Source organism: Burkholderia sp. Leaf177 (assembly GCF_001424345.1).
In the GTDB taxonomy this organism is placed as follows: Bacteria; Pseudomonadota; Gammaproteobacteria; order Burkholderiales; family Burkholderiaceae; genus Caballeronia.
In genome coordinates this window covers 19,651-33,283 of record NZ_LMPF01000020.1, presented here as the reverse complement: position 1 = coordinate 33,283, position 13,633 = coordinate 19,651, and the positions used below count along the sequence as shown (strand labels likewise).

Below are 13,633 nucleotides of genomic sequence, written 5' to 3'. Positions count from 1 at the left end.
CGCTCAATAGGACTGATTGTGCGCTAGAAGGACCGCCGGCGCGAGAGGCTTGCTCGCGCCATGTGCGTGGATTCGAGCAGTTTCGACGAACTCAGGGTTGCCATTGCGTAAGAAGCTGATGCAGCGCCTCACGGTTTTCTTCGGTATTCAGACGTTCTCGCGTGTCCCGGTCGGACAATAACTGGGCGATCTCGGACAGGATTTCAAGGTGTTGCTGCGTAGCCTGCTCAGGAACGAGGAGGAAGATCAGCAGCGAAACCGGCTGGCCATCCGGCGACTCGAAAGCGATCGGCTCAGCCAGACGCACGAATGCGGCGAGCGGATGCTTCAGGCCCTTGATGCGTCCGTGGGGAATGGCGACACCTTCGCCCAGACCGGTCGAGCCGAGGCGCTCGCGCGCGAAGAGATTGTCGGTGACGGTGCTTCGGCCAATGCCGTTCTGATTCTCGAAGATCAGGCCCGCTTGCTCGAATACACGTTTCTTGCTGGTGACGGACAGTCCGAGTACGACATTTTCGAGGGGAAGAAATTTGGCTAAACGATTCATGTTGGCAGGCAGATGCGTGGCCTGAATTCTCCTCACGGTGGCGACTTCAGAAGCTCGAACAAGCACTGAGCGCGCACGGCGATTTTGGTTAGGAATGCGCGGAAGACCGAAGTTCGGCTGCTCTCCGCTACGTTTCATTCCGATTTAACAACCCCGGTATTACCCGGACCATTATAGAACAGCGTCTCTTTCGATGGTGCGGCGCGCAATACGGCGCCAACGTTTGGTGCCACGAACGCAACAGTCCACATTTGCTTCTCGCGCACCGACGTATCAATCCACCGGAGACAAAAAAGCCGCCTGCTGTCAGGCGGCTGCTACCGGTCAAGCTGGTCCGGTGCTGATTCTCCGAACCCGGCGCATCAGAAAAATCGGTTCAACTGATGCGCCGTCCAAGCTTTTGATGCAGACCTCTAAAAACGCTACTCGGCAGTTACGGCGCCGGTGCTTCGCTTTCCTGCGGTTCGTACTTCATTGTTGCATGTGCATGACCCTGGATCTTGTCCTTATGACGAAGGACTTGTCTATCCAGCTTGTCGACCATCAGATCGATCGCCGCGTACATATCAACGTCACAACTTTCGATGAAGATGTCCTTGCCTTTCAGATGCAGGTTGATTTCAACCTTTTGCCGCTTGTCCTTTTCCCTATGATTGTCGACCGAGAGGACCACACTGCCGTCGATCACCTGATCGAAGTGCCGAAGCACTCTATCCAGTTTGGTGATCACATATTCTCGCAACGCAGGCGTCAATTCGAGATGGTGTCCACTGATCTGCAGATTCATAGTTGCTCTCCAAGCTAATGGCCGCCTGGTCGCTCTTACGCTGCTGAAAACCGGTCGCTACGCCCGCGGTTGGCCATTGGTTCGACGGCTGAAACGGATCGGGAAACGTATCGTCCGGCTCGTTCGCGTGTTTGCGACGCGGCCGGTAAAGGCCCGCCGCAACATGCAGCGGGCTACAGAGACTTTCGCAGGTTCACTGCCGGAATTTTCAGGGCTTCGCGATATTTCGCCACCGTACGGCGCGCCACCACAAACCCTTGTTCCGCCAGCAATTCGGCGATGCGGCTGTCTGAAAGAGGAGATTTTGAGTCTTCAGCTCCTATCAGTTGCTTGATGAGGGCCCGGATCGCCGTTGACGATGCCGCGCCACCCGTGTCGGTAGAAACGTGCGATCCGAAGAAGTACTTGAATTCAAGCGTCCCGAACGGGGTCAGCATGTACTTGCCGGTTGTCACACGTGAGACAGTGGATTCGTGTAAACCCAGCGTATCAGCAATCTCCCTCAAAACCAAGGGCCGCATTGCAATTTCACCGTGCGCGAAAAAGTTCTTCTGACGCTCCACAATTGCCTGCGCCACACGAAGAATCGTCTCGAATCTTTGTTGAATATTTTTAATTAACCAGCGTGCTTCCTGCAGTTGCTGTCGTAGCGAACCGCTGCCCGGATCGCCGCGATTGTTGCGCAAGATATTTGCGTAAAGGTGATTGATGCGAAGCCGCGGCACAATTTCCGGATTCAATTCTGCCGTCCATCCGCTGGACATCTTGCGCACGAGAATGTCCGGAACCACGTAATCGGCTTCACTTTTTCCGAACGCCGCGCCCGGAAACGGTTCGAGCGAGCGAATCAGCAGATGCGCGTCCCGCAATGCGTCATCGGAGGCTTTGAGCTGCTTGCGCAGGCGCGTGAAGTCGCGCGCGGCGAGCAACTCCAGATGATGCATGACGATATCGAGCGCCAGCGTCCTGACAGGCGATGAGTCCAGCCGCAAAAGCTGCAGCTTGAGGCATTCCGACGCGGAACGGCCGCCCACACCCGGCGGATCGAAACTCTGCAGCAGCGCGAGCGCGGCGCTCAATTCGTCGAGATCGACCTCGAGTTCGTCAGGTAAATCGGCTTTCACTTCGTCGAGCGAGGAAGTGAGATAACCATCTTCATCGAGGGATTCGATCAGGAACGTGATCAGCGCGCGATCGCGCTGATTCGCTTTCGTCATGCGCAACTGCGACATCAGGTGATCGCGCAGCGTGGTAGTCGATTCGTGGATTTGAAGCGGAGGCAGGTCGTCGTCGTCGGAACCGCTGTTCGAGCGGCCGTAATCCTCCAGATTCCACGAACTGGAATCCGGACCGTTGTCCGACGAACTCATGCCGTTGTATTCGTCGACACCTTGAGGCTCGCCGTTTTCCGAGCGCTCGGTCGTGCTGCTGCTCGACGACGTGCCGTTGCTCATCATGGGCTCGGGCGCGTTCACCGAAGCGCCCGTGGTGATCAGCGATCCATCTGCCGCCACGCGCAGCGGACTGGTGGTCCAGTCGTCCTCGTTTTCGAGCAACGGATTCTGCGCGACAGCCATCGCGACTTCCTGCTGCAATTCGAGCGTCGACAACTGCAGCAGCCGGATGGACTGCTGCAGTTGTGGAGTGAGCGCAAGATGCTGCGATAGGCGTAGTTGGAGGCTGGCTTTCATGGCAAGGTTTTAATCATTGTAGAGAGTTTGCCACGGGCGCGAAACCTCGCGGGGATCGGCCAAAAACAAGCGTGCCGCCCGCGGGCGGCACGTAAGAATTGCTGGCGCTGCTCCAAAGCCGCGCATTGCCGCCCACAGCGGGCTCTGCAGCACTGCGGGCACGAAGTTCACGCTGTTACATGCGGAAATGTTCGCCGAGATACACGCGCCGAACACTCTCGTTTTCGATGATTTCGCTCGGCGCGCCGGCTGCGAGCACGCTGCCGTCGCTGATGATGTACGCGTGATCGCAAATGCCGAGTGTCTCGCGCACGTTGTGGTCCGTGATGAGCACGCCGATGTTCCGTTGTTTCAGGAACTTCACGATCTTCTGGATTTCCAGCACGGCAATGGGATCGACGCCGGCAAACGGTTCGTCCAGGAGGATGAACGCCGGGTTCGTAGCCAGCGCGCGGGCAATTTCCACACGGCGCCGTTCGCCGCCGGACAAGGACAGCGCCGGATTTTCACGCAGATGCGCGATCTGGAGTTCATCGAGCAAGGCTTCCGCGCGGTCCGTGATTGCCTGCTTGGACAGCGGCTTGTCGTTTTCGCCGGTCTGCAGTTCGAGCACGGCGCGGATGTTCTGCTCGACGGTAAGCTTGCGGAAAACCGATGCTTCCTGCGGCAGATAAGACAGCCCGAGGCGCGCGCGCTGGTGGATCGGCAACAGGCTGATGGACGTGCCATCGAGTTCGATCTCGCCTGCATCGAGCGGAACCAGACCCACGATCATGTAGAACGAAGTGGTCTTGCCCGCGCCGTTTGGCCCGAGAAGCCCGACCACTTCGCCGCTTTTCACGTCGAGCGACACGTCCTTAACGACCGTGCGTGAACCGTAGCGTTTCTTCAGATTGCGGACGGTGAGCGAGCTGCTCGTTCCTTCCGGCTTTCGATGAGGCATGGCGGGCGAGTTCACGGTTGCGGCGATCCTTGCAACGTGTTGGACGGAGTAAGCTTGGCGGGCCCGCCGGTCAGCGGTGCTGCACCGCCGTTGCGCGGCGCGAGCATGGCGCGAACGCGACCCGTGGGGTTGCCCGGACCCGCAACGTCCTTGCCGGCTTTCGCCGTGTAAAAGTCTTTCTGGCCGTCGTACGTGATCACGCTGCCGTGCACTTCGTCCTGAATCTTGGTCAGCCCGGCCAGACGGCGCACGACTGCGCGCGTGGTGAGCGTGGTGAGATCCTGCTTGCCGTCGTAGTCGATCCGCACGGCATTGCCTTCAATGTATTCATCCAGGCCATCGCGTTTCTGGCGGAAATACGAGAGATTGTTGCCTGTCGACGTGCCCGTTGCGTACTGATAACCCTGCGGGTCCTGCGTCACGTCCACGCGATCAGCCTTGATGATGATCGTGCCTTTGGTCGCGACCACGTGCCCGGTGAAGATGTTGACCTGCTTCAGGTCGTCATACGTCATGTTGTCCGCTTCAATGTTCAGCGGCTTGTCGTTATCGGCGCGTTCAGCATGTGCGGCCGGGGCGAAACCTGCCAGCGGCAACGCCACGCTGGCTGCCGCAATCCCGAATTGCACGAGGCGTGCGGCGCGGCGTATAAATGCAGCGCGGGCTGCACGCAGACGGCCGGATTCGGGTCGGAGAAACGGTTTGTTCATGCAGTCACACTTGAATGGATTAAGCGCAATTCGTCGGAACTGCCGGGTTTATTTGGATGAGTTGTTCAGGGTGGATGCGGCGATCTGGCCACGTACCGTCCCGAAGAGCTTCATGACCCGGGTCGCGTTGTTGTAGTTCATGCCGTCGCCCGTCATCACCGACGGACCGCGCTGAAGTTTAACCGGCTTTTCTGTTTCGATGACATCGTCGTTCACAAGGATCCGGAAGTGCTCGGAATCCGCGGTCATCTGCGGGTCGCCGAAGCCGGCCACGCGCAACAGGTGGGCGTTTTCGTACAAATCGACAATCGATACATCGCCGTTCACCGTCCCGCGCTCGGAAGTCGCCGTGACGGTCGGCCGGAGCGGCTGGAACATGCGCATGGCCGGCTTGACCAAGTCGCTGTTTTCGTCGTCCTCGTAATGCACCATGGATACGGCCGTCAGCCGGTATTGCGTCGTGCCGGTGGTATCGAGTTCGGAGACCGAGAAGTTGTTCGCGAAATAGTCGGCCGCGTGTTCCTTCGGGCGCTCCGGCGTTTGCGCGGGCGGCAGCGTGGCTTGCAGCAGCCAGTAAGTGACGCCGGCCAGCGCCGCCATCGCGACGAGCGGCAAAAGTGATGTCAGTTTGGTCGGGCGCGCCATGAGAATCAGGCTCCAATCGCGGTTGCAAGCAGACCGTCATAGCGATCCTGCGCGCGCAGAATTGCGTCGCAGACTTCGCGCACCGCGCCTGCACCGCCTCGTTTCGATGCCGCGAAGTGCACGCGTCGCAGCACTTCCTCGTGCGCGTTGGCGGGCGCCGCTGCGAAACCACACAGGCGCATGACCGCGAGATCGGGCCAGTCGTCGCCCATATAGCCGCATTCCATTGCCGAAATGCCGGTGCTTTGCAGCAACTCGGCCAGCGCGATGGTTTTATCGGCGACGCCTTGGTGCAGGTGCGTAATGCCGAGCTCACCCGCGCGCGCCGCGACGATTCCCGAGTTGCGCCCGGTGATGATCGCCGTCTGCACGCCAACCGATTGCAGCATCTTCACGCCGTGGCCATCGAGTGAATTGAAGGACTTCATGGCGTCGCCGGCGGCAGTAAAGAACAGGCTGCCGTCGGTGAAAACGCCGTCGATGTCGAAAATCATCAGCTTCACGCGGCTCGCGCGGTCGTGCGCGTCTGCCGTTGCAGCAACGTCCGGCGTGAAAGACAAGGTCGACATCAGATTACCTTCTTGGAAAAGAGGTCATGCATGTTCAGGGCGCCGATCAGGATCGCGTTTTCATCGACGACCAGCATCTGATTGATGCGGTAACGCTCCATCAGTTCCACCGCTTCCACCGCGAGATGGTCCGGACCGATGGTTTGCGGATTACGGGTCATGACATCTGCGAGCGGCAACGCGCGGAAATCGCCGTCGCGCTGAAGAATGCGGCGCAGGTCACCGTCAGTGAAAATGCCTTCCACGTGATTCTTCTCGTTGACCACCGCCGTCATGCCCATGCGCTTCGCGGTGATCTGGAAGAGGGCGTCGGACACGGTGGCGGCGAGCGGCACGACCGGCACTTCCTCGCCTGTGCGCATCACGTCGCGTACATATGTCAGCAGGCGCCGGCCAAGCGCGCCGCCCGGATGCGAACGCGCGAAGTCTTCCGGCCCGAAGCCGCGTGCGTCGAGCACCGCGACCGCGAGCGCGTCGCTCAACGCGAGAACCGCGGTCGTGCTGGCCGTGGGCGAGAGGTTCATCGGGCACGCTTCCTTGTCGACGTGAGCATTCAGATGCACGTCGGCGAGTTTTGCGAGGCTGGATTCGGGGCTGCCGGTGATGGCGATCAGCTTGGCGCCGAGGCGCTTGATGATCGGAAGGATGGCGACGAGTTCAGAAGTTTCGCCTGAATTCGATAACGCGATAAACACATCGTCAGCGGTTACCATGCCAAGATCGCCGTGGCTGGCTTCCGCCGGATGAACGAAGAAACCAGGCGTGCCGGTGCTCGCGAGCGTAGCCGCGAATTTGCGGGCTATGTGCCCGGATTTCCCGATGCCCGATACCACCACGCGGCCCTTGCATCCGAGCAGGAATTCGACGGCGCCGGTGAAGTTGTCATCGAGTTGAGCGGACAGGCCTCGAACAGCGTCGGCTTCAATTTCGAGCACGGTGCGAGCCAGCGCAAGTGCCCGGTCGCCATTGATTTTCGCTATCATGCGCGGAGTATATCAAAGGCACCTTTATGCCGCGCCGGACGGCGGCCGCCGGGCTTTTGCCCGTCGCCATTTGCGCGCTCATCCGCCCACGCAGGTCGGGCTTCCAGTCGCGCCGTCAAGCATCCGGCGCCTGGAAAAACCGATCCGCAATCCAACGACCAACGAGGATTCCCGACGGATGACTTCTCCGCTTGAAATGACGTTGTTGTTACTGCTGTGTTCAGTGGTCGGCGTCGTCGTGTTCCGCTTTTTCAACCTGCCGCCCATGCTCGGGTATCTGGCGGTGGGGATTATTGTCGGGCCGCATGCCGCGGGCATTGCACCGGACAGCGAACGTGCGCAGCATCTCGCCGAATTCGGCGTCGTGTTCCTGATGTTTTCTATCGGACTCGAGTTTTCGTTATCCAAATTGAGATCGATGCGCAGGATTGTGTTCGGACTTGGCGCAAGCCAGGTCGGCGGAACGATCCTGCTTGCGCTTCTGTTCGGCTGGATCGCGAATTTCTGGATGGATATGTCGTGGGAAGCGAGCATTGCGCTCGGCGGCGCGTTATCCATGTCATCCACCGCGATCGTTTCGAAAATGCTCGCCGAGCGGCTCGAACTCGAATCCGAACATGGCCGCAATATCTTCGGTGTACTGCTGTTTCAGGATCTGGCCGTGGTGCCGCTGCTGATCATCATTGCGGCATTCGGTAACGGGAATTCGAAGCAACTGGCGTTCTGGCTCGCCATCGCTGCCGTGAAAATCGTGGTGGCGTTGACGGTGTTGTTGTTCATCGGCCAGAAGTTCATGACGCGCTGGTTCAATATTGTCGCGCGGCGCCGGTCGCAAGAACTTTTCATGCTGAACCTGTTGCTGGTGACGCTGGGCGCCGCGTTCATCACCGATAAATTCGGCTTATCGCTCGCCCTCGGCGCTTTCATTGCCGGAATGCTGATTGCCGAGACGCCGTATCGGCATCAGGTGGAAGAGGACATCAAGCCGTTTCGCGACGTCTTGCTCGGTCTCTTTTTCGTGACCACCGGAATGCTATTGAATCCGCGCGTGATCTGGGAACATCCGTTCCTTGTTGCCACGTTTTTTATAGTGCCGATTCTGCTCAAGGCCGCGATGATCACCGGCCTCGCGCGGCTTTTCGGCTCGCCGCCCGGCGTCGCCATGCGCACCGGCCTGAACCTCGCGCAAGCCGGCGAATTCGGTTTCGTGCTGCTGAACCTGATTCTCGATAAACATCTCGTCGAGCCCGTGCTGCTGCAAGCCATTCTTTCGTCCATGCTGCTTTCCATGCTCGCCGCGCCGTTCATCATCCAGAACGCCGACCGGATCGTGCTGCGGCTTTCATCGACGGAATGGTTGAGGCAATCGTTGCAGATGACGCGTATCGCGACGCACAGCATCAAGCAGAGCGGTCACGTGATCATCTGCGGCTACGGCCGCGCCGGGCAGAACCTGGCGCGGATGCTCGAGCACGAAGGTTTGTCCTACGTGGCGCTCGACCTGGATCCTGATCGCGTGGCGGCTGCTGCGGCGGCGGGCGAAAGCGTCGTTTATGGCGATGCCGGGCGGCGCGAGGCACTGGTCGCGGCCGGTTTGCATCGTGCGGCGACGGTGGCCATTACGTTCGCCAACACGCCGTCCGCGTTGCGCGTGCTGCACAGCATTCACGAATTGGAGCCGACGTTGCCGACCATCGTGCGTACCGTCGATGACGCCGATCTCGAGAAGCTGATTGCGTCGGGCGCCACGGAAGTGATTCCGGAAATCGTGGAAGGCAGCCTGATGCTGGCCTCGCACACGCTCGTGCTGATGGGCGTGCCGATGCGGCGCGTGGTGCGTCGTGTGGAAGAAATGCGTGACGAGCGTTACAGCCTGCTGCGCGGATATTTTCACGGCGCGGACGATTCCGACGACGAAGAACGCCGCGAGCAGGTGCGGCTACAATCGGTTCCCGTCGATGAAAACGCCGACGCCGTAGGCCGCACGCTCGACGAACTCGGGCTCGTGGACGACGGCGTGGAAGTCACGGCGATTCGCCGTCACGGGATTCGTGGCGTGGAGCCCGATCCTGAAACCAAGCTGCGCGCGAGCGACATTGTCGTGCTGCGCGGCTTGCCTGAAGCGCTGCAGCGAGCCGAAGAACGGCTGTCGCGCACGCGCCGCGCGGGCGCGGTAGCCTGACGTTTTTCCGGAGAGATCATGTCCTCAACAGCAGCGCCGGTGGTTTCGCCGTTATCCGATGCCACTAGTTTTATCCGCGAGCGAATCCGCACGGTTCCGGACTGGCCGCAACCCGGCGTGCAGTTTCGCGATATCACGCCCGTGCTTCAGGACCGGCGCGCGTTGCGCACGCTGATCGATCTGCTGGTGCAGCGCTATATAGATGCGGGTATCGATACGATCGCCGGGCTCGATGCGCGTGGTTTTATCATCGGGCCGATCCTCGCTTACGAACTGAGCCTCGGTTTCGTGCCAATCCGCAAAAAAGGCAAGCTGCCCTACAAGACGTTGTCGCAGTCGTACGAGCTCGAATACGGCAGCGCAACGGTCGAAATCCACGAGGACGCGTGCAAGCCGGGTGAGCGCGTAGTGCTTGTGGACGACCTGATTGCGACCGGCGGCACGATGATGGCCGGCAAACTCTTGCTGGAGCGACTTGGCGCCGACGTGGTGGAGGGCGCGGCGATCATCGACTTGCCGGCGCTGGGTGGATCGAAAATTCTGCGCGAATCCGGGTTGCCGTTATTCACCGTTTGCGAATTCGACGGTCATTGATTGGAGCACTTTGAGCCATGCCGAATTTCCTTCTGTTTCTGGCTGCATCGATAGCAATAACGGCCGCGCCCGGCCCCGATAACCTGCAAGTTCTAGCGCGCGGGATATCGCAGGGACGCGCGGCCGGACTTGTCGCCGCGCTCGGTTTTGCGGCCGGCATTTCGTTTCATACGACGCTGGCGGCGCTCGGCGTGGCGGCGTTGTTGAAATCATCGCAAGTGGCGTTCGAGATCGTGAAACTGGCGGGCGCCGCTTATCTGATCTGGATCGGCATCAAGGCAATCCGGAGCAAGGGTTTGTCGAGCGCGCACGAGCGGCCGAGCCAGCCGCTGACGACCGTGTTTCGTCAGAGCGTGATTGGGAATTTGTTGAATCCGAAAGTGACGCTGTTTTTTATCGTGTTCCTGCCGCAGTTCGTGAATCCGCATGGCACGCAAAGCGTCATGCTGCAGATGTTCGAACTCGGCGGCGTGTTCATGCTTCAGACCGTCCTGGTGTTCTCGGTGTTCGGCGTGGCGGCGGGGATGATCGGCGCGTATTTGAAGCGACGTCCGAAGGTTGGCGTGTGGCTCGACCGGCTGGCGGGCGCGACGTTTATTGGGCTGGGAATTCGGGTGGCATTGAAGGATTAAGGATTGGTCTGTGCAAGTGCCTCCTTATTGAGATGGGCGCGCGGAAAGTTGCGCTAACGTAGGGGCGTTAGAGCAACCAAAATTCAGGATGACAACCGAATTGATGCGGTATGAAGGCCATCGTTTCTTGCTTTATAGACGATGGGATTACGCGCCGCATGGCAGAACTAAAGAGCAGCAGGAAGCGCTCGAAGCGGGGCAAGCCTTATTCAAGGCCGCCAATTTCGAACACTGGGCGAACCAGCCCGAGCTTGTCGAGCGTGTTCAAGATTTCCTCGTAAATTCGGTTTCGTCATACCGGCCAAGTCCTTATGGCGATAGACCACGTGATGTCATTAACGCGCTGTGCTGGGAGGTGCGAAACGGTGCGGCGGTGATTGTGCTCGCCAAGCCGGCTTATATCGCGCATGACGGTTTCGTCCCGGCGCTTTCCGAAGATGAACGGTATAGCCGTGAACTGGCGGACCGTGCCGAGCGCGCCGCCAGCTACGAGGCGAGGTCAAAAGCACATGAAGAAGATTTTGACGCGTATAAGCAGGAAATGGCGCGGGCCGAGCGTGCAGCGCGTCCGCTTAAACCGTTCCGGCACATTGAAACAATCGCGGAGGCTGCGGCGCGCAATCGCGCAGCTTGGGCCGCGCGTGATGCACTTGCCGCGCTTGCATTGACGACAGCGTCTTCGTTACCGTTCATGGACGATAGCGCTGTCGATCTAGATGTGGCCTCAGACGTTGACATGGGCAGCACGGCGCCAGGCGGTGCCGCGCCGTTTGAGTATGGCGCCGTGCCCAGTTTCGGCGATAGTTTCGACATAGCGAAAACGCCTAACCGCGGTGATCCGGGGACGTGGTACACGAACCCTGGAAGCGGACAAATGCGGTTATACGGCGATACTGGCGCACCGGCAGTTGATCTGGATTTCGACCATCCACATTTAGGGATTCGACCACACGCCCACAATTGGTCGGAAGGCCGTCGCGATAAAGACTCCGACGTCGTACCTTTCAGCCCATGGAATCCTTAAAATGCCTGATAACTTCGACAGCTTCAATTCGTTTCACGATTGGATCTTTGCGGGATTCTGCTCTGATAGCCAGCGCAGCACTGCATATCTCGACTTGGTTTCGGACAATTTCGAAGAACATAAAACCGTCATTTTTACAGACGTCACGCGTTGCCTTGTCACGGATTATGGCGTGGAAAATATCGTCTACTCGTTGGATATACTTTCCGATTTCGATTCACCCAAATTCATGGCTGCGCGTGGGATCTTGGATCGGTCGACACCTTTTGGATCAGGCTTGCCGCTCAAAAAAATCGCGGTACTAACGGCAAGTTTTGGCGGCGAAGCGTGGATTGAATACGGCACGTATCGCGTTATGTCGAAGGACAACACCAAGTCGTTGCCCGATTAAATTAATCTTCCTCGCATTAACCGCCGACGGGTTGGCGCATCGGCCGCATCGTACAAGCCTTCTCTTTCGCGGCGACGAGATGTGCAAATGAGGACGATGCGCACGAGCGTAAGCGGAGACCGCGCCAAGAACCTCCCTGTACAATTTCGCCTTCCCGCCGCCGGAGACCCTTGCAATGCCCTTACCCGCGATTTCCGCAGCGCGCCGTTTCGATGCATCGGCGCACCTGCCGTTTTACATTGCCGATGAGCGGGTTGGCTGGATCCGCCGCGCGGACGTATCGGCGTTGAAACCCTGGCCTGACGTGTTCGAAATCACGGAAACCGCGGTCCGTCTCGCGGCCACCTTCAACACCCTGGAATCCCGCAGCGCGGCGCTCGGCGCGGTGATCGGCATGCTTGCCGCCGATGGCCGCATTCCCGGCTGGCGCAACGAAACCTACGCAATCCGCAATACGTTCGATGCCGAACCGCTGGCGTTCATCGAACGGGCGGCTTCGCGCTTCTTCGGCACAATGACGTACGCGGTGCATCTGAATGGCATCGTGGAAGCGCCGGGCCAGGCGCCGGAGCTCTGGATCGCGCGCCGCAGCGAGACCAAGGCGACCGATCCGGGCATGCTCGATAACGTGGTGGCGGGGGGTATCGGCTGGGGAATGGGGATTGAAGATACGCTCGTGAAGGAATGCTGGGAAGAAGCCGGCATGCCGCCCGATCTGGCCGCGAACGCGACGCCCGGGCGAGTCTTTTATGTGCTGCAATCCCTGCCCGAAGGCACTCAAGCCGAGCAGATCTACGTTTTCGACCTCGCGCTGCCAGTTGATTTCGCGCCGCGCAATCAGGACGGCGAAGTCGGCGAACACAGGCTTGCGCGGATCAGCGACGTCGCGCGCTGGATAGAAGAGGGTTCGATGACCGTGGACGCCAGTCTCGCCACGCTCGACCTTTTGCTGCGCCGCCGATGGATCGATGAAGACGCATGCGCAGGCATGCAGGCGGTGTTCGCGCCGCCACTGCTGTGAATTATTTCAAAGGAGTATCGGTTCATGTCGACCGAACATAGTTTTATCTTGAAGTTGTCGTGTCCGGATCGTCCGGGAATCGTGCATGCCGTGTCGGGATTCTTGTTCGATCTTGGCAGCAATATCCTGGACTCCGCGCAGTTCGGCGACAGCCACACGGGCGAATTTTTCATGCGGGTGCACTTTCAGCAAGTCGGCGGCGATCCGGGACTTGAAGCATTGCGCATATCGTTCAGCTCGCTCGCCGATCAGTTCGGCATGAAGTGGGAATTGCACGACGCATCCGTCAAACCGCGCGTCATGATCATGGTGTCGAAGATCGGACATTGCCTGAACGATCTGCTGTTCCGTTATCGCACGGGGCAACTCGGGATCGAAATTCCGGCGATTGTTTCGAATCATCGCGAGTTTTATCAGCTCGCCGCGAGTTACGACGTGCCGTTTCATCATTTGCCGCTGATGGCATCGACGCCCGAGGCCAAGGCTTCGCAAGAAGCGCGTGTGCTGGAAATCGTCGAGCAGAACAAGATCGATCTCGTGGTGCTCGCGCGATACATGCAGATTCTGTCGCCGGAATTGTGCGCCGCGTTGAACGGCCGGGCGATCAACATTCACCACTCGTTCCTGCCAAGTTTTAAGGGCGCGAAGCCGTATTACCAGGCGTTCGATCGCGGCGTGAAGCTGATCGGCGCAACGGCGCATTACGTGACGACGGATCTTGATGAAGGTCCGATCATCGAACAGGAAGTGGAGCGCGTGGATCACAGCATGGCGCCGGATCAATTGACGGCGATCGGGCGTGACGTGGAATGCGTGACGCTGGCGCGTGCGGTGCGCTGGCATGTCGAGCACAGAATCGTGCTGAACGGCAGCAAGACGGTGGTGTTCAAGTAAATCGGAAAGCTGGTGATCAG

At 59.3% G+C, this 13,633-nt stretch carries 15 protein-coding genes; 7 read left to right on the top strand and 8 right to left on the bottom strand.

Features of this window, described 5'->3' with window-relative positions:
* Nucleotides 1–91 precede the first annotated feature (91 nt).
* The 8 genes from ptsN to kdsD all read right to left on the bottom strand — a co-directional run bounded on the left by ptsN (nt 92) and on the right by kdsD (nt 6,875).
* Nucleotides 92–547: a PTS IIA-like nitrogen regulatory protein PtsN gene (ptsN, locus tag ASG35_RS13725; RefSeq protein ID WP_056357931.1), complete on the bottom strand. Its 456-nt coding sequence runs from the start codon at nt 545–547 to the stop codon at nt 92–94.
* A 433-nt stretch (nt 548–980) separates the two neighbouring features.
* The gene (hpf, locus tag ASG35_RS13720; protein ID WP_056357928.1) at nt 981–1,334 is read right to left on the bottom strand and encodes a ribosome hibernation-promoting factor, HPF/YfiA family; all 354 of its coding nucleotides are present in this window, start codon (nt 1,332–1,334) and stop codon (nt 981–983) included.
* 173 nt (nt 1,335–1,507) lie between these two features.
* Complete coding sequence (locus ASG35_RS13715) at nt 1,508–3,025, bottom strand: RNA polymerase factor sigma-54 (RefSeq protein WP_056357926.1); 1,518 nt, start codon at nt 3,023–3,025, stop codon at nt 1,508–1,510.
* A 175-nt stretch (nt 3,026–3,200) separates the two neighbouring features.
* Complete coding sequence (gene lptB, locus ASG35_RS13710) at nt 3,201–3,968, bottom strand: LPS export ABC transporter ATP-binding protein (RefSeq protein ID WP_200945735.1); 768 nt, start codon at nt 3,966–3,968, stop codon at nt 3,201–3,203.
* Nucleotides 3,969–3,979: 11 nt separating this feature from the next.
* Nucleotides 3,980–4,678 (bottom strand): lipopolysaccharide transport periplasmic protein LptA, encoded by a 699-nt coding sequence (gene lptA / locus ASG35_RS13705; protein WP_056357920.1) that lies wholly within the window; start codon nt 4,676–4,678, stop codon nt 3,980–3,982.
* A 48-nt stretch (nt 4,679–4,726) separates the two neighbouring features.
* Nucleotides 4,727–5,323: an LPS export ABC transporter periplasmic protein LptC gene (gene lptC, locus ASG35_RS13700; RefSeq protein ID WP_056357917.1), complete on the bottom strand. Its 597-nt coding sequence runs from the start codon at nt 5,321–5,323 to the stop codon at nt 4,727–4,729.
* A gap of 5 nt (nt 5,324–5,328) precedes the next feature.
* Nucleotides 5,329–5,892 (bottom strand): KdsC family phosphatase, encoded by a 564-nt coding sequence (locus tag ASG35_RS13695; RefSeq protein WP_056357914.1) that lies wholly within the window; start codon nt 5,890–5,892, stop codon nt 5,329–5,331.
* Complete coding sequence (gene kdsD / locus ASG35_RS13690) at nt 5,892–6,875, bottom strand: arabinose 5-phosphate isomerase KdsD (protein WP_056357911.1); 984 nt, start codon at nt 6,873–6,875, stop codon at nt 5,892–5,894. Before kdsD ends, ASG35_RS13695 begins: the two co-directional genes overlap by 1 nt.
* A gap of 178 nt (nt 6,876–7,053) precedes the next feature.
* Between kdsD and ASG35_RS13685 the strand changes: the two genes are divergently transcribed.
* The 7 genes from ASG35_RS13685 to purU all read left to right on the top strand — a co-directional run bounded on the left by ASG35_RS13685 (nt 7,054) and on the right by purU (nt 13,613).
* The gene (locus ASG35_RS13685; RefSeq protein WP_056358808.1) at nt 7,054–9,057 is read left to right on the top strand and encodes a monovalent cation:proton antiporter family protein; all 2,004 of its coding nucleotides are present in this window, start codon (nt 7,054–7,056) and stop codon (nt 9,055–9,057) included.
* A gap of 18 nt (nt 9,058–9,075) precedes the next feature.
* A complete protein-coding gene (locus tag ASG35_RS13680) occupies nt 9,076–9,651 on the top strand; it encodes an adenine phosphoribosyltransferase (RefSeq protein ID WP_056357908.1) in 576 nt (191 codons plus the stop codon).
* A gap of 17 nt (nt 9,652–9,668) precedes the next feature.
* Nucleotides 9,669–10,283, top strand: coding sequence for a LysE family translocator (locus tag ASG35_RS13675; protein ID WP_056357905.1), 615 nt, complete (start codon nt 9,669–9,671; stop codon nt 10,281–10,283).
* A gap of 88 nt (nt 10,284–10,371) precedes the next feature.
* Nucleotides 10,372–11,307 (top strand): hypothetical protein, encoded by a 936-nt coding sequence (locus ASG35_RS31940; RefSeq protein ID WP_056357902.1) that lies wholly within the window; start codon nt 10,372–10,374, stop codon nt 11,305–11,307.
* Nucleotide 11,308: 1 nt separating this feature from the next.
* Nucleotides 11,309–11,698, top strand: a complete 390-nt coding sequence (locus ASG35_RS13665; RefSeq protein ID WP_056357899.1) for a hypothetical protein — start codon at nt 11,309–11,311, stop codon at nt 11,696–11,698.
* Between the two features lie 175 nt (nt 11,699–11,873).
* Nucleotides 11,874–12,719 (top strand): NUDIX hydrolase, encoded by an 846-nt coding sequence (locus ASG35_RS13660; protein ID WP_056357896.1) that lies wholly within the window; start codon nt 11,874–11,876, stop codon nt 12,717–12,719.
* A gap of 24 nt (nt 12,720–12,743) precedes the next feature.
* Nucleotides 12,744–13,613, top strand: coding sequence for a formyltetrahydrofolate deformylase (gene purU / locus ASG35_RS13655; protein WP_056357893.1), 870 nt, complete (start codon nt 12,744–12,746; stop codon nt 13,611–13,613).
* The last annotated feature ends 20 nt before the right edge of the window (nt 13,614–13,633 follow it).

Bases quoted from the DNA above. Each gene is read 5' to 3' on its own strand.
- ASG35_RS13685 (WP_056358808.1), top strand. From the start codon at position 7,054: ATGACTTCTCCGCTTGAAATGACGTTGTTGTTACTGCTGTGTTCAGTG.
- lptC (WP_056357917.1), bottom strand. From the start codon at position 5,323: ATGGCGCGCCCGACCAAACTGACATCACTTTTGCCGCTCGTCGCGATG.
- ASG35_RS13715 (WP_056357926.1), bottom strand. From the start codon at position 3,025: ATGAAAGCCAGCCTCCAACTACGCCTATCGCAGCATCTTGCGCTCACT.
- lptB (WP_200945735.1), bottom strand. From the start codon at position 3,968: ATGCCTCATCGAAAGCCGGAAGGAACGAGCAGCTCGCTCACCGTCCGC.
- ASG35_RS13660 (WP_056357896.1), top strand. From the start codon at position 11,874: ATGCCCTTACCCGCGATTTCCGCAGCGCGCCGTTTCGATGCATCGGCG.
- lptA (WP_056357920.1), bottom strand. From the start codon at position 4,678: ATGAACAAACCGTTTCTCCGACCCGAATCCGGCCGTCTGCGTGCAGCC.
- hpf (WP_056357928.1), bottom strand. From the start codon at position 1,334: ATGAATCTGCAGATCAGTGGACACCATCTCGAATTGACGCCTGCGTTG.
- ASG35_RS31940 (WP_056357902.1), top strand. From the start codon at position 10,372: ATGACAACCGAATTGATGCGGTATGAAGGCCATCGTTTCTTGCTTTAT.
- ASG35_RS13695 (WP_056357914.1), bottom strand. From the start codon at position 5,892: ATGTCGACCTTGTCTTTCACGCCGGACGTTGCTGCAACGGCAGACGCG.
- ASG35_RS13665 (WP_056357899.1), top strand. From the start codon at position 11,309: ATGCCTGATAACTTCGACAGCTTCAATTCGTTTCACGATTGGATCTTT.
- ASG35_RS13675 (WP_056357905.1), top strand. From the start codon at position 9,669: ATGCCGAATTTCCTTCTGTTTCTGGCTGCATCGATAGCAATAACGGCC.
- kdsD (WP_056357911.1), bottom strand. From the start codon at position 6,875: ATGATAGCGAAAATCAATGGCGACCGGGCACTTGCGCTGGCTCGCACC.
- purU (WP_056357893.1), top strand. From the start codon at position 12,744: ATGTCGACCGAACATAGTTTTATCTTGAAGTTGTCGTGTCCGGATCGT.
- ptsN (WP_056357931.1), bottom strand. From the start codon at position 547: ATGAATCGTTTAGCCAAATTTCTTCCCCTCGAAAATGTCGTACTCGGA.
- ASG35_RS13680 (WP_056357908.1), top strand. From the start codon at position 9,076: ATGTCCTCAACAGCAGCGCCGGTGGTTTCGCCGTTATCCGATGCCACT.